Below are 20,094 nucleotides of genomic sequence, written 5' to 3' on the forward strand. Positions count from 1 at the left end.
ACACTCCTTCCTATCCCTTGACTGACCCGGCCATTACACCGCTAATGATGAATCTCTGCATGAAGAGATAAAAGACCAGAAGAGGCAGTACGCCCAGCACCATCATCGGGAACAGGCTGGTCCAGTCCGTGGAAAACTGGCCGATGTTCCGGTAAACCTCCTGCAGGATGACATCGTTTTCCCTTGTCTGTAAGAAGTACAGCGGCCCCATAAAATCATTCCATACATTCAATGTATTCAAAATCGCCACGGTAGCAATCACCGGCTTAAGCAGCGGAAATGTGATCGTTGAAAATGTCCGGAATACTCCCGCGCCGTCGATCTTGGCAGCCTCCTCCAGCTCAATCGGGACGGTGGAGATGAAGTTTTTCATCAAAAATGTGGCAAATGGAATATTAATTGCAATATCGATTAAAATAACAGCCAGCAGCGAGTTCATAAGCCCCATCCCGCGGATCAGCTTGTAAAGTCCCATGATTGACATCTGATAGGGAAACATCATGCCTGATAAGATCAGCAGGAATACGAACTGTGTGATTCTATATTTTCCTTTTCTGTTCAGTACATATCCGCACATGGAGCTGGTAAATATAATTCCCACAACCGAACATGCCGTGATGATCAGCGTATTTTTAAATGCCCGTGGATACTGCATATCCTGAAATGCCTTTATGTAACCGCTAAAATCTATAGAGGACGGAAGTCCCATCGGATTCAGGGCAGCCTCGGCCCCTGATTTGAAAGTAGTCACAATCAGATAATAGACCGGAATCAGGACAACAACCGCCAGCGCGATTAAAACTAAATGCTTCAAAACGTTGATATAAATCTTTTTCTTCTTCATTATCCCAGCCGATCCTCCCATTTCTTAAATACTCCCAGCATCACTGCCGCAACCAGCATGCTGACTAACAAAAATACCATTCCAAAGGCCGATGCATACCCATAATTTCCATCCGAAAACTTGGAGAACATCAGGGACAGAATCGTCTCCGTCTGATGTGCCGGTCCCCCGTTTGTAGTTGCCAGAATCAGGTCAAATATCTTCAGGCCCGATATAGTACTCGTTACAAAATTGATCTTAATGGCCGGCGCCAGTCCCGGAATTGTAATGTGCCAGAACTTCTGCAATCCGTTCGCCCCATCCACCGAGGCGGCCTCATACAGCTCTTCACTAATGCTTTGTAAACTGCCCAGATAAATCACCATGGACCAGCCAAACCACTGCCACACAGAAATCGTAATAATAGCGAACAGTGCAATTTGCGCATTGCCCAGAAAATTCACCTTCTCAAATCCCATTCCGGTAAGTACCTGGTTGATAAAACCGTAGTCGCTGGAGGACATCAGATATTTCCACAGATAACCAACAACCAAAGTGCTCAAAACTGCCGGCGCAAAGTAAATGGCGCGGTAGATATTGCTCCCTTTGATTTTTGAATTCAGAAATACCGATACGGGCAGAGAGATCAGGCTCTGTACGGTAACCGTCACAAAAGCAAAAATAAGTGTGTTTTTGATTCCCTTTGCCAGAATAGGGTCGTCAAATATTTTCCTATAATTCTCTAAGCCGTTAAATGTAATCTCCTGCGAAAAATTAGTCCAGCTGTAAAAACTGTACTTTGCGGTAAATATTAGCGGCAGAATAAAAAACGTGACAAAAACCAGAAGCGCCGGAAGTACCATAATCACATAGGGCGCGCCATTTTTCACCTTGTATGCCTTCTTCATTTTTTCCTCTTCCTTTCAGATTATCTCTTTTATACATTCATTATAAGATGGAGGAATATCCGTTTATATAATAAATTTTTTAGCTAATCATCAAATTTTTTATCAAATCTACATATAATAATAGTGAACTCAATATTACATTCACGGAGAGTTCAAAAAGAGTTCAAAAAAACTTTTAGATATCTTGAATTAAAGCTTATTTGTGCTATAATGCTGTTAGAGGATAGCGGCAGTGATCAGCTATCGTAGGTGTTGAAGCAATTGACTGTGTCGGCATGCAGCTGATTGTGGAACCTGCCCGTGGGTTATGCGGTAACCACAAGCCGAATAGATTCTTAGTAATCGAACGAAAACGCATTAATGGGGCCTTGCTCATGCAAGGTCTCATTTATTATCTGAGCACTCTATCTTTCTTTGAATGGGGGGACAATATCTGACATCTTCAACAAATGATATTTTTTATCAGGCTGCTTCTGTTTGGAACGAACTAACAGATTATAAGTACAATAAAACTGGAGCAAATCCAGAAAGCTGCTCAATACAATGAAATGGTAGTTCCCAGGCTGGAAGCGTTAGTCCGAATTAAGGATACTCTTGACAATGAATTTATGCTTTTTTCATATATGCCACGTATGTACCCTTTTTATACACAAATAAAAGCGGATTACCTCATTTCCTCTCGCTCAGATATAAAAAGTTTTGTATTCATAATCCAATCAAATGCAGATGGCTCTGCTAAATGTGATTTTTCATGTTGTTCAACCTTTAAACAAGGGGCCCGAGATTATGAATCAAATCAACGACCTCGCTCCTTATTAAAAAAAGAACGTATACATATTAGTTCCTGCTCATCTACTATTCTTTTAGACAAACTAACACCTCAAGTCGAATTCAAAGATAATAAGATTTCCTAATCCCACTATTTAACTAATACTTTAATTTCTACCCGTTTCCGTTCTCGAGCTGTTTTTTCAGACTGCTTGTACTCATAGATTCAACCTATGGTAATTGTTTTTGATTTTATTTTTCAACTGTTGCGCTCAAGCCATTAACAACAAGAGTTTTCACAAGGAAAGTCTTTTCTTATAAATCGTAAAAACAGGCTGTACAAGATCCCGTACAGCCTGCCGCTTTTATTTCTTACTATATTTACTATCCTTATTCATATCGAACCGAATCCGCCTTAGCATCCATTGCCTTTACATAGTCATCCGGTGTTAAGTCTCCCGATACCATCCCCTGGATCTGTGCAATGGATTCATTAATCATTGTCTGAGAAGGCATATTGACAGACCAGCGGTCCCAATTGACAGCAATATTGCCTGCCTCGACGCACTCTGCGATCTCTGCATATTCATCCGGAAGTTCAGTCTCCACACCCTTTCTGTAACTCGGTGATCCCGGGTTCGCATCAATAAACGCCTGCTGCACCTCCACAGAAGCAAATGCCTCCAATGTCTTTTCAGCGCCCTCTTTGTTTGCCGCATTTACATTGATCCCAAGGCTTGCAGCCGGACCGCCGCCGGTAAATACATTTTCGCCGCTTTCGCTCAGCTGCGGCATCAGGCCAAAGTTCACGCCCGCTTCCTTGATCTCCGTATACTGCCAAGGCCCCCCATTGAAGAACGCAACATCCCCCGCTTTAAATGTATTCAGTGCATCCTGATTGGAAATCCCAAGCATTTCCGGTGTGATAATTTTTTTCTCAATTAATGTATACCATTTTTTAACACAGTCATTGATATTTCCATCCAGCGTAGCCTCGCCTGCGGCAAATTTTGCATCGAAATCGATACCGTCAGGATTGTCGGTATTATTGTGATAAAATGAATTTTCCAGATAACCCATCAGGGACGCCTGCGCCGTATCCGCGTCTGCGAGCCCGAATCCCATAGCCTGATGCCCTGCCGCCTGGATCTTCTCACATGCTGCCACAAATTCATCAAATGTCTTTGGTACCTCTACATTACATTCTGATAAAATATCTTTGTTATACCACATACCGGCAAACCAGCCGTAGGACGGGATCCCGTATACTTTTCCATCCTTGCTTGCGAGAGAAAGCCCCGCTTCGCTGAATTCTTTTACATAATCCTTGTCCGTAATTTCTTCCACATTCCCCGCCTTAACTCTCGCCGGGAACTCGGCTCCGTCCAGCACGATGTCCGGGCCTTCACCCGATGCCAGCTGGGTACCAAGCACATTGTTATAGTCTGAAAGTGCAACGTAGGTATACTCCAGTGTATATGCGCCGTCAAGCTGTTCATTCACGGCATTGATTACACCCTCCATATCATCCTCGTCGTACCAGCCCATTATGCTGACCGTTTTGTTTTCTGTTTCTTTCTTTTCGCCTTTGGATGTGTCTTCTTCTTTTCCGCCGCAACCCGCCATCATTGCTGTTGCCATAACCGCTGCAAGTAAAATACTAAGTACTTTTTTCTTTTTCATAGCAATCCCCTTTCTTTTTTGATGTCTCCTTTGGTATATATTCATTATAGCTATGGCATTCTTTTGAAAAAATAATAAAATTTTTAACTGGTTATCAACTTTTTAAGATTTTGCATCCAATACGATTGTATCCTTTTTCAGACGTATCTCCGAAGTAGTTCCGAACTTGTCTGCCCGGATCTTCACTCCGCTGGATTCACCGCACAGCAGCTTTATCCGTTTATCTACATTACTGACGCCATATCCAAATTCTTCAGAATTCAGCTCTGAGTCTCCGATTTTCCCGAACAGTTCCTTACCATTATCCCATATATGTATCACTAACCAGACGTCCTCTGAGAAAATATGTATCCTAATCTTACCTTTGTCTTCCCGCAGCGTGTCGATTCCGTGCTCAATTGCATTTTCTACCAGGGGCTGCATAATAAATATAGGGATCCGGGTGTCCAGCAAGGCATCCTCAATCTCATATTCCGCCTGAAAAGAATCATCATGAGCGTATGACTGTAGTTTCATGTAAGACTTTATATTGTCAATCTCTACCCGCAGCCTGTCAATATTCACTCCCCGGTTCAGCGCCGTCCTGTAAAATGTTGCCATCTGCGTCGTAATTTCATAAATCCTGTCCTCCCCCTTTTCAATCGCAATCCAGTTGATGGCGGAGAGATTGTTATACAAAAAGTGCGGATTAATCTTCGACTGCAGGAGGTTGAGTTCGAGATTTTTTTTGTCCAGTTCCGATTTATACACTTCCTCGATCAACATCCTGATTTTTTTCAACATTCGGTTGATACTTTTTGCTAATTCTCCGATCTCATCTCCCGACGACTCATCTATTTCGATCTCAAAATTGCTGTCATTCACCTTTTTTACACCGTCAATAATCCGGTACAAGTGCTTCAATAAGTACTTTGTGCTGCGGTTAACCAGAATCCAGACACATGCAAGCAGAATCATGACAATCATGAGTGATATTAAGATCCGCGGGTGAAAAATGGTTGAAAAATAGGACTGGTCTACGGCATACTGAATCTGCCAGTCGGGCTGCCCCATATCCAGAGACGTTTCATAGCCGGTTTTATGCCCCCCATCCCCACTTATATTGGTATAACGGTAGAATTCATTTTCTTCTCCCAGCAAACGGATTTCCACAGGTACCCCGGAAAATATTTCAAAGCTTTTTGCCAGAATCTCACCTTTGAGGTCAATCCGGATAATTCCTAGTTTCTTTTCCGTTACGGAATCTCTGACACAGCGGGTGATAAAGAATTGTTCCTTTTCTTCTTCATACCACCAGAGGGTCTTGCTCGTATTTTCCGTTTCCCGGTACCATTCCTTCGCCTGCACTTCCGAATCATTTTTAAACAGGTCGTAGGATATGCTGAAATTCTTTTCCGAATAGACAAGTATCTTTTCAAAGTCCTGGGTTGACAGCAAGCTGTTGTAGACCAGAGGCGCAACATTTTTTGAGAGCGTCAGACGTTTCATATATTCATCATCCCCGGTCATAAGAAACTCTTTCAGCATCGTGTTGCTGGATAGATAAAGCAGTGATTTTTCACACTGCTTCATTTGATTCTGGATGTCCTGGTAATTACGCTCAATCATGCTCCTCACCTCCAGCATCTGCTGCTCTTTGATGAAATTGCTGGAAGTAATACAGATCAGGCACTCAAGCAGCAGGATCGGTATAATCAGAATCAGGCTGTAAATCAGGCGGACTTTATTTAAAAAATGCATTTGGTTAAAACGGGCTCTCCAGTCAATTGTCTTCATTTATCTTCTCCCTATACTGAACAGGGCTGCATCCCTCATGGTTCCTGAAGATTGATATGTAGTAGGAAACGCTGATATAACCCACAGCAGCCGCGATATCACCGATTTTCATATTACTTTGTTTCAAAAGCTCTTTTGATTTTCCAACCCGGTATTTGGTAATAAACTTTACCAGATTTTCGCCGGTTTCAACTTTAAAGAGACTGCTGAGGTAAGCCGATGACACATGCATCTCCTCCGCAATGGAGGACACGCTCAGGCTGGAATCGCCGTACCTTTCATAGAGGATATTTTTAGCCATCCGTACGAGCCTGTTTTCTTTTTCATCGTTCTTCTTCTGATTTGCCATGTCATCTAACACTTCATATACCGTCTGGCTGACTTCCTCAAAAGAGCGGGCCTCATATATTCTTTCCAGATACGACATAAGATCAATATCTGATTTTGTATACTCATTGATTTTCTTAACGGCATCGGTAAATGTATATTTCACATATATCGAGCTGAATCCGCTCTGTTTCTCAATGTATGCAAATACTTTTTCCAGCTCCTTTTTCATCCCGCCGTAATCCTGCATTCTGGCACAATTAAAGATACGCTCAAAATACAGAGTCAGCATGTCCTGCTCCTTTTTCACAAAATAGGATTCGTCATGCACAATCAGCATACTGTCCGATACAAAAAACTGATAATCCAACTGATCTTTCATCTCTTCATACTCTTTCTTCAGTTGAATTAAACTTTCCGTCTTACTTCCTATGATGATAAATACATCGGTCTGATATTTTCTTTTCGATTGTTCAATGAGCAGTTCACATTTCTTTTTCAGCTCTTTTGCCCGGAAAGTCTGTGCTTCTCTTTTTACAAGAACAAGAATCTGGTTATCCGCTTTATTTATGACAAGAAGTTCCCCTCCTAGCTGTTTTTCGATCTCGTTTTGATAGGCTTCCCACTCCATGGAGAAGAGGTTGGAATAACAGGAGATCAGCACTGGTACGCAGACATTTTTATCAAACGCAAATTCCGCTTTTAGCTCCTCTACCGTCTCTTTTTTATAAGCTGTCTCCCCTTTTCCGGCTGCTCCATCCCCTTCCAGATAGCCCAGAAGATTCCAGCTAAGCCGGTAAGCGGCGACCTCCTCATAGGCCTGTCTTGTCTGCTCCTTCTCCTTCTCAATCTCATCCTTCTCCCTGCACAGGTCAATAACTTTATGGAACAAGTCTTCAAACGCATCCAGGCGGATCGGCTTCAGCAAGTACTCCAGTACCCCAAGTGAAATGGCATTCTGCGCATACTCAAACTCGCCGTAAGCACTGTAGATAATGCAAATGGGATTCATTCCCCGCTTTTGTATCTCCTTGATAAGCTGTATGCCATCCATAAACGGCATCTTAATATCCGTCAGGAGAATATCATACTCATGCTTTTCGAACTCTTTGAGCGCCTCCTCACCATTTGCTGCCTGGCTGATCTTCAAATTAAAATGATAGCGCTTCAGCAGCCTGCTGATGCCCTCACGCTCCTTCTTTTCATCGTCCACGATCAAGATACTGTACATGCTGCAATCACCTCCGAATTTTTCTTGAGTACTCATCTTTTGCTGAGACCATTATACCATATGAAAGGGGTCTGTCCCCTCTGCAAAAATGGCTGACCCTTTTGCAGAGGGGACAGACCCCTTTTAGTCATATTATATATCAAACTTTCAGTTTATTTCTATTACAACTTTTTTATATACATATCAACATTTTAAGGTGCAACATCTACTGCGCTTCCTGCAAAGGGGTCTGACCCCTTTACAGAAGGGACCGCCCCCTTTTCATTCCGCCGCCTTATACCCCCTTATAGCCAGAACCACTCTGAACTTTCCGTATACAGCCTCTCCAGTGTCTCGGGAACATCGCTGCCGGCCCATCTGTCGGCGTTCTTCAGCCCGCCAATACAGCTTCTCCTGTATGCCATATTCCAATTAATGGATCTGAACTTTTCAAGTTCATCTCTTGGGATCTCGAGGCAGCTGTCCATAAACACCGGATCCATACGGTCTTTTTCATAGATTCCTTCGAAATAAAGTATTCCCCACCTATCCGCTCTTCTTTCCAGCCGGTAATGCATCCTGCACCAGCATTGGGAGTCCATCCATTCTCCCTGGATTTCTGTTCTGAAGTTCAAGAAGCACAGCACTTCCGCTATCGCCTTTTCTCCGTTCAGCCAGACTACGGTATTATTAATCCGATGACCGTGAGACTCCTCGGGTTGATGTGTCTTTGGCAGCTCCTTGGATCTGATTGTGGGATTCCCCAGATAGTCATTGATACTCCCCTCGAACCATGTTGTAAATAGTCTGCCATCCTCATGCCACAAAGCCCTCTGCTGTTCTTTCAGGCCATAATCCGTACAGTACCGGTCGTACTCTACAATCTCACGTATTCGGATTTTTTCCAGCATCTCCTCTCCGGACAGGTTTCCCATTGGCGCCTCATAAAACATTTTCATATAATTTGCCCTCCTTCTGCACCATAATTATAGTCTACCTTCCGATATCCCCTAAAACAATCAGACTATTACAAGAAAATGTAGAAATTTTCAAGTTACCCGCTCCTAAAGAAATACACCCGCGCAAACCCATCCTACATCCATCGGCCCCGTGAATCGTAACAGTAGGGTAGTCTATTTTGTAAAGAATGTTTATGTTTTCTTCCAGAATCATTTTAGATATGCTATATTAAAGACACAAAGAGAACAACCGCCGCACGGGTGGTAACCTCTTAAGTTAAGTAATTGCCTTACGGCAGCCGCCTATCCTGTGGGTCAGACAGGGTAGGCATTTTTATTTCGCTTATGGTTCCTATCTATGCAGGTTAAGGTAGGAACAGCATCTCCCTCTTATAAGATCGGAGGATCCTCATGCTGCCCCTTATCAGTATCCGTTTTTATCCAGCGTGTAAATACCGCCCGGAAGTCTTTTCTAATAGGCGCACATACCAGCGGCCCCGCTTTCATCCCATCCGTATAAGGAAACCGCGCAAGCCGCATGGTCATCCATCTGCTGTCCCCGGTACGCACACGGATCAGTACCGCATCCTCGAACGGAGACACACGGAATGTCACTTGTTTTCCATCCCAGGACGGTACCGGAAAGTTCGAGCAGTCAGAGTAGACATCCGTTACTACAATTGAAATATTCGGCTCGTTGTCAATCACTTCTATTGTCATCTTGATCCAGTGTACGTCGTCATACCATAACATCATCCCTGCCTGGTCATATAATTCTTTAAAATCCTCCAGGAGAAATGTAACTTCCATCGCTTCCGTCCGTTTCAGTTCTGCCAGCAGCGCATGCCCGTCCCTGTGCTGGAATCCATAAAGCGTCTTCTCCCAATAATCGCTTTCGTGCACGGCCGTTACGGTCAACCGTCCGTCTTCTATTTTTACTTCCGCCGGTTCGTTCGTCCATACGCCCGCTTCCCACGGCACATTCTGGTACAATTCATTCATAATCTATGCCCTCCTTTCAGATACGCTTTAGAGCGCATCCATAAGTTCTTTGTAAATTTTATCTTCCAGCCCTCTTACATCCATACGGCCCAAATGGATAGACGGCTTTGTCTTTCCATGAAAATCGCTTCCTGCCGTGATCAGCAGCTGCCGCTTCAAGGCCCATTCCAGGTAGAACTCCACCTGCTCATCCGTATGGTAGCTGCTGAATACTTCCATTCCCCGGACCCCTGCTTTCACGATATCCTCCAGCAGGATCTGATCCTCCCTCGTATTATTGCCGGGATGCGCCAGAATGGGAACTCCCCCCGATGCTGTAATAATCTCTACCGCTCTGTCCAGGGAAATAAATTCTACTGGGGCATAGGCGCATTTTCCCTGTGAGCACCAGTCCCAGTAAAAGTTCACATAGGGGTTGTCACTCCGCTTTCCCCCCGGCAGGTAATCCCGCAGCAATCCGTGATTCTCCTCGTTCTTCAGCGCAGCCTCTGCAATGACTTCTCCTGTCACGACACCGTGATGTGCCAGCTCATAGACCAAATCATGATCCACGATTAATCCCGCTTCCTCCGCCAGCCGCAGCCGTATTTTTGAGCTCTCCTGTTCCTGGGCCAGCAGATTTTGTTCCACCTTTTCATACTCCGGATAATCTGGATCAATGCCGTATCCCAGAATATGCAGCTCCCTGTCCCGTATGCAGCAGTCCAGCTCTACTGCGGGGATCAACTCAAGAGCGTTTTCTTTTGCCCTGGCGGCAGCCCGCCCAAGAGCTTTAGTACTGTTATGGTCCGCAACTGCCACGGTTTTCAGCCCTGCCTCCCGGCACATGTCCATCAGTTTCTCCGGCTCAAATTCTCCATCATCGCTGATGACGGAATGCATATGTAAATCCAGCCAGTTCATTGTACACTCCTCCTTTCTCTTTCCATCTCCTCTTCAGTTATTTCCCTTAACACCTTACATGGATTGCCCACGGCCGCCACACCTGCCGGAATGTCTTTCGTCACCACGCTGCCTGCCCCGATGATGGTATTATCCCCTATGGTCACTCCCGGCAGCACTGTGACATTTCCTCCAATCCACACATTATTACCAATGCTTATCGGCTTTGCGTACTCCAGACCCTGGTTGCGCAGATCCGGGCTGTACGGGTGTCCGGCTGTATAAAATCCGCAGTTGGGCGCGATGAAGACATTGTCTCCAAAAGTGACCCTGGCCGCATCCAGGATGACGCATCCGTGATTTGCGTAAAAATTTTCACCAATTTCTATATTGTATCCATAATCGCACCAGAAGGTCTGTTCAATCAGGAAGGAGCTACCTGTCTTCCCTAGAATCCCCTTCATGATGTCCATCCTTTTTTCCTGCTCCGAAGGCCGGCAGGAATTAAACAGCCAGCACTGATCCTTGCACCTGTTTCTTTCTTCCGCCAGTCCCTGATTATAGTTGGCATCGTAGAGCAGCCCTGCCTGGCACTTTTCCTTTTCGCTTAACTTTGTTTTGCCCATATTTGCTCCCTTCATTTGTAATAGTTCAAACAGTCCGAACCGTATTCATTCTTTATTTTTCTCTGCCTCCGTCTGCCAGATAACCGGAACCCCCTGGGCCCTGGCTTCTTCCTGAAATGCCGCCCCCAGATTCCCATCTGTAAGCACGGCTGTAACCTGATCGATATTGCAGATATGGGAAAGATAGATATGCCCAAATTTGCTGCTGTCCGCCAGCACGTAGGTCTCTTTTGCACTTTTTAACATGGCCTGCTTAATCTCCATCTGGGGGTATCCAATCCCTGTAATCCCCTCCGTGAAGTCAATGCCATTGACTCCAATAAACGCCTTGTCCGCCCTGCACCGTGCGATCTGTTCGACAGCCTCCTGCCCCACAGTCGCAGAAAGATTGCCGGCCGCATCTCCTCCGATAATCTTTAGGGAGACATGTTCCGTCTGCATGAGTTCCAATGCAAGAAGTACGCTGTTTGTTATGATATTCACCTGTTTTTTCTCATTTTTCTTAATTTCCTTAGCCAGATACAGGCATGTGGTTGCATCATCTAAAAATATGGTATCCCGCGTCCTGATGACTTTGTACGCCTGCCTGGCTATGTATATCTTATTATGCAGATTGCTGTACAGCAAGTCTTTTACATTGTCAGTCACAAAATTCTTTCCTATTTTTACAGCGCCCCCGTGGGTTCTTTTCAGCAGGCCTTCCTCCGCCATCTCATTCAGGTCTCTGCGGATCGTCATCTCAGTGCAGCCGAACATGCTGCTCAGTGTACCCACACGAACATAAGCGTTTTGCTCAAGTTCTTTTAAAATTGCTTTTCTGCGATCCTGTGTATGCATCAATACTTATCAGCCCCCCATACAACAATTTCTTTTTCCGTGGATATTGCGTTTTATAATTTAATATGATAATATAAATGTATCATACATTTGATACATTATTATTGTATCACATCCGATAGACATAATCCAGTTGTTTTTACCATTCCATTAACTGGTAAATATGTTTGAATATCGTATATATTTATGATACTATTGAAGAAAATAAAACAGCTGAATCCGCTATATTTACTGCATTTTCCCAATCTAATCCGGGCGGAAATTCATATTTTATAGAAAGGAACTATACAATTGGACATTGACTATTTTAAAGAAACATTTCAGTTTTCGCCTGAGAGCGATTCTCCTCTGTATGAGCAGCTTGCCTCCTATATTAAGATACAAATCCAGGCAGGTGTCCTGAAGCCCGGAGATCAGATGATCACAGAGACAAACCTTTGCAACATATTGAATATCAGTCGGACTACGGTCCGCCAGTGCATGGACAGGCTTGTGGATGAGGGCCTCCTTGTCCGTTACAGAGGACGGGGCTCTTTTATTGCAGATCCCAAGATGAAACGAAATATCAACTATCTATACAATTTTACCGAGAATATGAGGGAACTTGGAGCGGTTCCCGCCTCTGTTGTCATCAAGAGCGAAGTGGTTGAGGCAGATCAGTATATCCGCGACCAGCTCAAACTGCCGCCGACACAGAATAAGGTATTTAAGCTTTACCGGCTGCGCTGTGCGAACAATGAGCCAATCTTATTTGAGAAGGCTTTTATTCCCTATTATCTCTGCGAACGGATTGAATTCTTTGATTTTTCAACCGTATCCCTGTACAAGGTGCTGAGTGAGCGCTACGCACTGAATCTCTACCGTGCAACGGAGACAATTGAAGCAATCATTATCAATAAGGATGAGGCTGATCTGCTGAAATGTGCAGCAAAAGTGCCCGGCTATAAGATTCAGCGTATCTCTTATCTGGATTCAGGATTTGTATTCGAGTTCACCACTTCTATCACCCGGGCCGATAAGTGCGTATTTCAACTGGAACTGTACCGCAACACATCCGCCAGCAAAAGCCCGATTGACATCCGCCGACAGGTAACGCTGTCATAATATTTTTTCGTCTGCACCGTTCTGTCCGTTACACATACCGCTCTGCGGCAGCGGCCAGGATGATACATATTCCCCCTATATCTGGATTAGTTCAGATATAGGGGGGGATGTTTTTTCTTATTGGTCAGCCATTTCTTCCATATTGGTGGAAAGGCCGAAGCTGTGTATGGTATTCCTGATTTTTTCTACATAGTCTTCCTCATGGGGCTTTACATCCTGCATGGAGTAATCCAGCCCGCAGGAAATGTATTTTCCGCTTCCATACTGATGGAATGGAAGGATGTCGTAATGGCGGATTCCATTTTTCTGAATAATCTCGATGATGTCCAAAATATCCTGTTCCCGATCGTTTACTCCCGGTATCATCGGAGTCCTGATGAAAATGCCTTTTGTTTGTCCCGCAAGACACTCCAGATTCCTTAGAATTTGTTGATTGTCTGCACCTGTCCAGGTTTTGTGGACCTGGCTGTCTGCAGATTTAATGTCGTATAGAAATAAATCCGTGTAAGGCAGCACTTTTTCCAGGTTTTCTTTTGGCACGCATCCGGTCGTCTCCACGGCCGTATGAATCCCGCGGCTGCGGCATAGTTTTAACAGGGATTCTGCAAAGTCCGCCTGCAGCAGCGGTTCACCCCCTGACAGGGTGATCCCGCCCTTACTTCTTTTATAAAATGACTCGTCTTTTAAGACCTCTTCGAACACCTCTTTTGGCGTCATCCATTTTCCCTTTACGGTAAGAGCCTTTGTAGGGCACTTTGCCACCCAGTCCAGATGTTCGTTTCCGCACCTGTCCCAATGAATCTGCAGACCATTTTCCGCCGTAATTTGCCCGTCCGGACAGTGATTTACGCAATTCAGGCAGCCAATACATCTGGAGGATGCATAGAATAACTGCGGATGCACCTGCCAGGATTCCGGATTGGAGCACCACCTGCAGCGCAGCGGGCAGCCCTTTAAAAAGACCACTGTGCGGATCCCCGGGCCATCGTGGATACTGTATCTTTGAATATCAAATATATTTCCCTGCATTCTTTTCCTCCCTCTATACACATTGCATGGTTCTGCTGATGATTTCATCCTGTATGTCTTTGTCCAGTTCCACGAAAAATGCACTGTATCCTGCTACGCGTACAACGAGGTTTCTGTGGCGGTCGGGATTCTGCTGTGCATCTTTGAGCTTATCCGGGGTCAGGATGTTGAACTGAATATGCATGCCTCCCATGGCGAAATACGTCCGGATCAGGTCGATGAGTTTTTGCCTTTCTTCTTTTGTCCTGAGAATCGTAGGCATGAATTTCATGTTAAAGTTCACACCGTTGATCGCGCTCCCGTGATCTACTCTGGCTACAGACTTAACCGCAGCGGTCGGACCGCAGATATCCATGCCGTGTTTCGGAGAAATGCCGCCGTCCCCCAGCGGAGTCCCCGCCTCTCTGCCGCTTGGAAGTGCGCAGACCTGGCGGCCCAACGGTGTGTTTGAGGAGAGGCAGAACAGACCGGGACGGTAGATCGCACCGTAGGGAGACCGATGGCCTTTGACGCTCTTGCAGTACTGTTTTCCCACATATGCTGTCATCTCGTCTGCTTCGGGGATGTCGTTTCCATATTTCGGTATCTGGTTGATGAGACGGTATTTCAGGATTTCCTGCCCCTCAAAATTATGCCTTAATGCATCAAGAAGCTGGGACGGGGCCATTTCCTTTTTGTCAAATATCAGCGTTTTTATAGCCATGAGAGAATCTCCCACATCCGCAATTCCGACACCCTGCACGCCTGCATAGTCGTATTTTGCCCCGCCCTGCGTACAGTCTCTGCCTTTTTCCAGGCAGCCTTCCAGCAGCATGGAGCAGTATATATGCTGCCCGTACCGTGCGTGCAGCAGTTCGATGGAGTTAAGCGAGCTGATCATCATGTCAACAAAATAATTTACTTGTATCTCATATGCTTTCTTAAGCTCATCAAAAGTCTCAAACTCTTCAAATTTTCCGGTTGCCGGCCCCATCTGTTCTCCCGACATCTGGCATACCCCGTTAAATAACGCAAGCTCCAGACATTTGGCAAGGTTGAAGTAACATGCATTGGTCCTGCCCATGGTATTGCCCTGTCCTGTCGGTTCCACACACCCTACGATTGCGTAGTTTCTGGCATCCTCCAGGGATACGCCGTCCTTCATCAGGCCGTCTATGATTAAGTCATCGTTAAAAAATGGAAGCTTTCCGCCTTCATTTTCCACTAAGATCTGCAGTACACGGTTTAAAAATTTATCCGGATTCTTCTGTGAAATGCGGATGCTGGTGTTGGGTTCCGAATTGAATACCGTCTGTTCTGCATCCAGGCAGACATAGGTAAAATCGTTGACCGCATTTTCCCCATTCTTATCGACACCGCCCAGCACCACGTTGATCGTAGTGGCGAATCCGCCGTTATTTCTGGCACTCATGTAGGTTCCCGCTTTAATGACATCGCTGCTCTTTACCCACAATGCCTCCAGAAGCTCCCGCGCTTCTTCTTTGACCATGATGCCATTTTCCAGGTCATTTTTATAGTAAGGGTAGAACATCTGATCCACCCGGCCTCCTGATATAGCGGATCCATTCTGGCCGCAGTAATCAATCAGAAGCGTAAACCAATATGACTGGAGCGCCTCATAATATGTCCGCGCCGGCTCATAAGGAACATGCCTGCAATTGGAGGCGATGAGAAGCAGCTCCTGTTTTCTGCGCTTATTACCTTCCTCTGCTGCCATCTGTTCTGCCAGGTCCGCATAACGGTTCTGAAAGATTCTTATCCCTTCGCATACAATCAGGACTGCTTTATAGAAATGAGTCTTATCTGTAAACTCAGGATCCAGAATGTCCAGACTTTCCAAGTAATCTTTTGCTTCTTCCTCTACTTTTCGGAACCCATGGCTGATGATTTTCTGAATATCCGGCAGGTAATGACCATATCCGCTGCGCGCGCGGCTCAGTGGATTGAATACACGGTAGGGGGAGTCGAGCACCTTCATGATCCGCTCGTCGATGTAGTGCCTGGATAGGTCTCCTATGGACTTATTCTCCCAGTACGGGTATATTTCCGTCAAAAGAGCCGCCTTATCCGCCTCCGTAATCTGCAGTGTGTCTACCTTTCTGGTGGGCATCCTGTCCAGTTCCTCCTTGCTGAATCCTCCGAATTCCGGAAAGAGAGGGGCACAACGGGGTTTGGAACCATGATTTCCTACGATCAGCTCTTCGTCCTCTATAAAGATTGTCATATTCTCAAGAAGGTCTTTCAGGCCTATAGCCCTGCGGATAATGTAAGGCATTCCTTCTGTACTGCGGTAGCTCTGCGTAATAAGGCGGGCCCGCTCGATACAGATCTCCGGTTTTACATTTCTCATGGCTTGATTTAGTTTCTCTGTTCTGTTTTCCCTGGTGAGGCCTGAAGGGAGAAGTTTCTTATTTATGCTCATAACTTTGCTCCTTTCTGTTATGGATTATGAAATAAGTTGCTGCCTTTACAAGATTATCTTAGCATAGAGGGTACGCAAATCAATTGGGCGCGGAGGGGTTTTTGGGGGAATTTATTCGGAAACGAACATTTTAGAAAGATAATTTTCGAAAGAGATATGATAAAAGGGATCAGACCCTTCTGCAAAGGGAGCAGCCCCCTCTGCAGAAGGGTCTGACCCCTTTGCACTTATTTACCTGTTATCAACATGTACTGCCCAGTTCTGCTCCCCATCATCCCGAATCTGTATACTGGGGAAGCTCTGAATATACTGTTTAAACTGAGAATATCCATAATCTCTGACTTTGAAATCGCCGAACCGGTTTCTGATTCTGTTCCCCAGCGTGCCTAAGGATACGCCCTGGGCCCCGGCGTTTTGAACAAGCATGATGATATACTCTTGCAGCATCTCCTGCCTGCTTTTATCTTCATATAGCGTGACGGTAACCTGGGTGCCATCCTGTTTCAGCTTTAGTTTTGGAAATGTCTCCAGAAACTTTGACAGCAGGCTGTACCCGTAGCGCCGGACGTCAAAATCAGGATACAGTTTGACCAGACGGCTGCCAACCTCACCAAGGCCGGTCTCCTTATCATTGTTCTGATTTTCAGTTATGATCTTGACGACCGCCTCTTCTATCTGATTCTTGGATACCACATCCGTGCTGCTCTTCTTGCAGTCTTTCCCGGTGGCATGTACTGTATTCTTCTCTTCCTTTTCTATGGTGTTATCTTCCAGCAGCAATTCCAACACGGTAAAGATATCACAGGCTTTTCTAAAAGGCGCCGGCGTTTTATCTTCTCCCATTCCTATGACAGTCTTGCCGCTTTCTCTGAGGCGGCTGGCCAGTTTTGTAAAGTCACTGTCACTGGATACCAGGCAGAACCCTTCCAGCTCGCTTGTATACAGCATATCCATCGCATCTATAATCATCGCGGAATCGGTTGCATTTTTCCCGTGCGTATAACTGAACTGCTGGATCGGAGTAATGGAATTCTGCAGCAGTTCCTCTTTCCAGCTTGAATTATACGTGCTGGTCCAGTCTCCGTAGATTCTTTTATAAGTTACGTTTCCATACTTGGACAATTCATCCAGTATCGGCTTTATATATTTTGCGGAAACATTATCCGCGTCAATCAGCAATGCATATTTGTCTTCCATATCCGGTATACCTCTCCATTCATATCTTTCCATTGAAATAATTTATTTTCATATATCATATAACTATGCACTGAATCCTTCTTTGGAATAGAAACAGAGCCCGGATTCATATAAATATATGTTTCATGTTCCTCACAGGCCGGAACGTGGGTATGTCCATTCAGCAGAATATCGCCTGCTTTAAGCGCCGGCAGATGTTCTGGATTGAAGTTGTGCCCATGCGTGGCGAGAATGGACTGGCCATCCAGTTCCAGCAGGCAGTATTCCGCCATAACCGGAAACTCCAGCACCATCTGGTCTACCTCTGTATCACAGTTCCCCCTGACACAGAGCAGGTGTTCCTTCATAGGGTTCAGCAATGCAATCACCTGCTTGGGAGCGTACTCCTTCGGCAGGTCATTGCGCGGCCCGTGATACAGGATGTCTCCCAAAAGAAGCAGCCTGTCCGCCCTTTCTCTTTCGTAAGCCTCCAGCATCTGCCTGCAGTAAAAGGCAGATCCGTGAATATCCGATGCAATCATCAATCTCATCTCTGCAGCTCCTTTCCTTGCAAAGGGGTCTGACCCCTTTGCGCCCTTTATGCATTCCCGCTTGATATGAAAGGCCGGATGGATGCCGCCACGCTGGATATCGGCATCGTCTGCAGCCAGATCTTGCCCGGGCCGGTCAGTACGGTGTTAAACAGCCCTTCACCGCCCAGCAGCTTATTCTTGATCCCCGGAACCTGCTGTATATCAATCTGCACGCCGACTTCAAATCCGGCTACATTACCGGTATCCACAACGATCTGCTGTCCGGGCCCCAGCTGATATTCGACCAGTTCCCCGTCAATCTCTACAAACGCCATGCCTGAACCTGAAAGCCGCTGCATGATAAAACCTTCCCCGCCGAAAAATCCTGCCCCCATTTTTTTGTTAAAATGTATGGACAGCTGAATTCCTGCCTCCGACGCAAGAAATGCACTTTTCTGTACAATCATCTCTCTGCCCGGCCTGATCTCAAGCGGAAGTATCCGCCCCGGAAAACTGGAACCAAACGCGATCATTCCTGCTCCCTGTGCAGTATATATATTTTGGAACATACTTTCGCCGGAAAATGCTTTTGAGAACATTTTCCCCAGGCCTCCGCCTGCAGTATCCATTTGCATATTTGGACTCATCCATACCATGGAGCCTTTTTCAGTAATCATCTGCTCCCCATTTTCAAGTTCACATACAACCACGGGAAATGCCCCGCCTTTTATTTCATATTTCATACTTACCTCCTTTTTATTTTGAGTACTCTCGGAAGCTCTTGTGCACAGCGCACGGTCTGAGCATTCCTCATTTTCGCCTGCGTTTTTCCGCGCAGGCCTCACATCAGAAAGCATTCCTGCTCGACAGCCACCCTCTTCTCCATGATAGCATCTATCAGGTCCTGCAGTTCCGGTATTTTAGTGTTTTTCAGCTTCTGCAGCGTCTTTGCGGCAATCGGTTCTCCCCATGCCAGATAACGTTCATATGTCTCCACGTCCATCATAAGCGGCCGCACATCCGGGAAAATATTTTTCTTAATATATTCAAAAATCTTAACTCCGCCGTAATCCAAATCCCCGCTGTGATAAAACTGTACGCCTTTTCCCTCCAGCACGGCCCAAAGCCGCTGCAAAAATCTTTTTTCCCGCGGCGAAAAATAACCGTGGCTGAAGATGTATAAGGTTCCTTCCTGATATGGAGCCGATACGAAATTCGCCTTGTTTTCAATGGTCACTACGCGTTTTATCTCCGGCTGCTCACTCAGGATCACGGCATTTTTCAATGTCTCGCTGTTCAAAACCGTCCCATAGATATAATCTCCCAGGTTAATATCAGAACATTTTGAGCCCTGCACGATCCCAATACACAGAGCCCCCTTTAGAGACATTTCCTGGGAATACTCCTCTATATAGAGCTGGGAGAGTACTTCCTTATCGTCCATCTCTTCCACCACATCCCCGCAATACTCCCGGGCCTTTGCTATGATATGGGGTTCCGCATTATTTTCAAAAGTCTTCGAATTCATAAGATATTTACTGCTGAAAATCCGTTTGAACACAGGCTCCTTCAGTTCATCGATTCCCCGGAAACAGGGCAGGTATACTTCCCGTTTGTCCAGCATCTTCGGAATATTTCCCCGCCCCAGCTGCTCCAGAAGATCCCGGTAGTACCGGCAGATCCACTCCGTATTAAGCCCTTCCAGTTCCCGCTCTAACAGTTCGCAGTACGTCCGGATCTGCTTCCATTTCGGCTGCCGCCCGGGCTGTGCTTCCATCAGAACCGCATAAAACCTGTCCAGATCCTCCAGCCGGTAGTGAATCCGCTCGATATCACTCCCCCGGGTCAGCCACTTGATCCGGACCATCCCCGCCCGCTCCAGCTCCTCCGCCTCCGACACCAGAGCCGTCTTCCCGCATGCATCATACTCCTGCTGGTCAATCCGCAAAGACTTCCCGCCCGTGGCCCCCAGCCGCCAGTCATTACGACTGTTCTCACATTTCTCAATAATTCTTTCTACAAGATACAC

General features: G+C 45.8%; 18 protein-coding genes. 2 read left to right on the forward strand and 16 right to left on the reverse strand.

Translation table 11 applies throughout. The features are described 5' to 3' along the window. Window positions 1–10: 10 nt before the first annotated feature. Window positions 11–844, reverse strand: coding sequence for a carbohydrate ABC transporter permease (locus tag GKG43_RS00095; protein WP_082202777.1), 834 nt, complete (start codon window positions 842–844; stop codon window positions 11–13). Further along, window positions 844–1,731, reverse strand: coding sequence for a sugar ABC transporter permease (locus GKG43_RS00100; protein ID WP_050639357.1), 888 nt, complete (start codon window positions 1,729–1,731; stop codon window positions 844–846). Before GKG43_RS00100 ends, GKG43_RS00095 begins: the two co-directional genes overlap by 1 nt. A gap of 512 nt (window positions 1,732–2,243) precedes the next feature. Between GKG43_RS00100 and GKG43_RS22845 the strand changes: the two genes are divergently transcribed. Further along, window positions 2,244–2,645, forward strand: a complete 402-nt coding sequence (locus GKG43_RS22845) for a PBECR4 domain-containing protein (protein WP_278312356.1) — start codon at window positions 2,244–2,246, stop codon at window positions 2,643–2,645. Window positions 2,646–2,889: 244 nt separating this feature from the next. Here the strand turns inward: GKG43_RS22845 and GKG43_RS00105 are convergent, their stop codons facing one another. The 8 genes from GKG43_RS00105 to GKG43_RS00140 all read right to left on the reverse strand — a co-directional run bounded on the left by GKG43_RS00105 (window position 2,890) and on the right by GKG43_RS00140 (window position 11,801). Then, window positions 2,890–4,182: an extracellular solute-binding protein gene (locus GKG43_RS00105; RefSeq protein WP_050639356.1), complete on the reverse strand. Its 1,293-nt coding sequence runs from the start codon at window positions 4,180–4,182 to the stop codon at window positions 2,890–2,892. Window positions 4,183–4,284: 102 nt separating this feature from the next. Next, window positions 4,285–5,958: a histidine kinase gene (locus GKG43_RS00110; protein ID WP_050639355.1), complete on the reverse strand. Its 1,674-nt coding sequence runs from the start codon at window positions 5,956–5,958 to the stop codon at window positions 4,285–4,287. Then, complete coding sequence (locus GKG43_RS00115; protein WP_055150916.1) at window positions 5,945–7,516, reverse strand: response regulator; 1,572 nt, start codon at window positions 7,514–7,516, stop codon at window positions 5,945–5,947. Before GKG43_RS00115 ends, GKG43_RS00110 begins: the two co-directional genes overlap by 14 nt. 284 nt (window positions 7,517–7,800) lie before the next feature. Further along, window positions 7,801–8,454 (reverse strand): nuclear transport factor 2 family protein, encoded by a 654-nt coding sequence (locus GKG43_RS00120; protein ID WP_055150919.1) that lies wholly within the window; start codon window positions 8,452–8,454, stop codon window positions 7,801–7,803. A gap of 390 nt (window positions 8,455–8,844) precedes the next feature. Next, a complete protein-coding gene (locus tag GKG43_RS00125) occupies window positions 8,845–9,456 on the reverse strand; it encodes a DUF1349 domain-containing protein (protein WP_050639352.1) in 612 nt (203 codons plus the stop codon). Between the two features lie 27 nt (window positions 9,457–9,483). Further along, window positions 9,484–10,359, reverse strand: a complete 876-nt coding sequence (locus GKG43_RS00130) for a PHP domain-containing protein (protein WP_055150922.1) — start codon at window positions 10,357–10,359, stop codon at window positions 9,484–9,486. Further along, window positions 10,356–10,964 (reverse strand): sugar O-acetyltransferase, encoded by a 609-nt coding sequence (locus GKG43_RS00135; protein ID WP_055150925.1) that lies wholly within the window; start codon window positions 10,962–10,964, stop codon window positions 10,356–10,358. Before GKG43_RS00135 ends, GKG43_RS00130 begins: the two co-directional genes overlap by 4 nt. Window positions 10,965–11,009: 45 nt before the next feature. Further along, on the reverse strand, window positions 11,010–11,801 hold the full coding sequence (locus GKG43_RS00140; protein WP_050639349.1) for a DeoR/GlpR family DNA-binding transcription regulator: 792 nt from the start codon (window positions 11,799–11,801) through the stop codon (window positions 11,010–11,012). Window positions 11,802–12,092: 291 nt separating this feature from the next. Between GKG43_RS00140 and GKG43_RS00145 the strand changes: the two genes are divergently transcribed. Beyond that, window positions 12,093–12,905, forward strand: coding sequence for a GntR family transcriptional regulator (locus GKG43_RS00145; protein ID WP_050639348.1), 813 nt, complete (start codon window positions 12,093–12,095; stop codon window positions 12,903–12,905). A gap of 117 nt (window positions 12,906–13,022) precedes the next feature. Here GKG43_RS00145 and GKG43_RS00150 read toward each other — a convergent pair whose 3' ends face one another. The 6 genes from GKG43_RS00150 to GKG43_RS00175 all read right to left on the reverse strand — a co-directional run bounded on the left by GKG43_RS00150 (window position 13,023) and on the right by GKG43_RS00175 (window position 20,094). Continuing rightward, entirely contained in the window at window positions 13,023–13,934 is a 912-nt protein-coding gene (locus tag GKG43_RS00150; RefSeq protein WP_055150928.1) for a glycyl-radical enzyme activating protein, read from the reverse strand. 13 nt (window positions 13,935–13,947) lie between these two features. Further along, window positions 13,948–16,356: a formate C-acetyltransferase/glycerol dehydratase family glycyl radical enzyme gene (locus tag GKG43_RS00155; RefSeq protein WP_055150931.1), complete on the reverse strand. Its 2,409-nt coding sequence runs from the start codon at window positions 16,354–16,356 to the stop codon at window positions 13,948–13,950. A 231-nt stretch (window positions 16,357–16,587) separates the two neighbouring features. Beyond that, entirely contained in the window at window positions 16,588–17,553 is a 966-nt protein-coding gene (locus tag GKG43_RS00160) for an NYN domain-containing protein (protein WP_050639345.1), read from the reverse strand. Further along, window positions 17,529–18,083 carry a phosphodiesterase gene (gene yfcE, locus GKG43_RS00165; RefSeq protein WP_055150934.1) on the reverse strand — a complete coding sequence of 185 codons (555 nt, stop codon included), beginning with the start codon at window positions 18,081–18,083 and terminating at the stop codon, window positions 17,529–17,531. The genes GKG43_RS00160 and yfcE overlap by 25 nt, the downstream gene beginning before the upstream one ends. A 47-nt stretch (window positions 18,084–18,130) precedes the next feature. Continuing rightward, a complete protein-coding gene (locus tag GKG43_RS00170; RefSeq protein WP_129878286.1) occupies window positions 18,131–18,808 on the reverse strand; it encodes a TIGR00266 family protein in 678 nt (225 codons plus the stop codon). A 98-nt stretch (window positions 18,809–18,906) separates the two neighbouring features. After that, window positions 18,907–20,094, reverse strand: coding sequence for a Wadjet anti-phage system protein JetD domain-containing protein (locus tag GKG43_RS00175; RefSeq protein ID WP_129878287.1), 1,188 nt, complete (start codon window positions 20,092–20,094; stop codon window positions 18,907–18,909).

It is taken from the genome of Eubacterium sp. BIOML-A2 (genome assembly GCF_009680135.1).
GTDB lineage: Bacteria > Bacillota > Clostridia > Lachnospirales > Lachnospiraceae > Faecalicatena > Faecalicatena contortus_B.

Coding starts and splice junctions, on each gene's coding strand:
- GKG43_RS00095 (WP_082202777.1), bottom strand. CDS start 844: ATGAAGAAGAAAAAGATTTATATCAACGTTTTGAAGCATTTAGTTTTA.
- GKG43_RS00100 (WP_050639357.1), bottom strand. CDS start 1,731: ATGAAGAAGGCATACAAGGTGAAAAATGGCGCGCCCTATGTGATTATG.
- GKG43_RS00105 (WP_050639356.1), bottom strand. CDS start 4,182: ATGAAAAAGAAAAAAGTACTTAGTATTTTACTTGCAGCGGTTATGGCA.
- GKG43_RS00110 (WP_050639355.1), bottom strand. CDS start 5,958: ATGAAGACAATTGACTGGAGAGCCCGTTTTAACCAAATGCATTTTTTA.
- GKG43_RS00115 (WP_055150916.1), bottom strand. CDS start 7,516: ATGTACAGTATCTTGATCGTGGACGATGAAAAGAAGGAGCGTGAGGGC.
- GKG43_RS00120 (WP_055150919.1), bottom strand. CDS start 8,454: ATGAAAATGTTTTATGAGGCGCCAATGGGAAACCTGTCCGGAGAGGAG.
- GKG43_RS00125 (WP_050639352.1), bottom strand. CDS start 9,456: ATGAATGAATTGTACCAGAATGTGCCGTGGGAAGCGGGCGTATGGACG.
- GKG43_RS00130 (WP_055150922.1), bottom strand. CDS start 10,359: ATGAACTGGCTGGATTTACATATGCATTCCGTCATCAGCGATGATGGA.
- GKG43_RS00135 (WP_055150925.1), bottom strand. CDS start 10,964: ATGGGCAAAACAAAGTTAAGCGAAAAGGAAAAGTGCCAGGCAGGGCTG.
- GKG43_RS00140 (WP_050639349.1), bottom strand. CDS start 11,801: ATGCATACACAGGATCGCAGAAAAGCAATTTTAAAAGAACTTGAGCAA.
- GKG43_RS00150 (WP_055150928.1), bottom strand. CDS start 13,934: ATGCAGGGAAATATATTTGATATTCAAAGATACAGTATCCACGATGGC.
- GKG43_RS00155 (WP_055150931.1), bottom strand. CDS start 16,356: ATGAGCATAAATAAGAAACTTCTCCCTTCAGGCCTCACCAGGGAAAAC.
- GKG43_RS00160 (WP_050639345.1), bottom strand. CDS start 17,553: ATGGAAGACAAATATGCATTGCTGATTGACGCGGATAATGTTTCCGCA.
- yfcE (WP_055150934.1), bottom strand. CDS start 18,083: ATGAGATTGATGATTGCATCGGATATTCACGGATCTGCCTTTTACTGC.
- GKG43_RS00170 (WP_129878286.1), bottom strand. CDS start 18,808: ATGAAATATGAAATAAAAGGCGGGGCATTTCCCGTGGTTGTATGTGAA.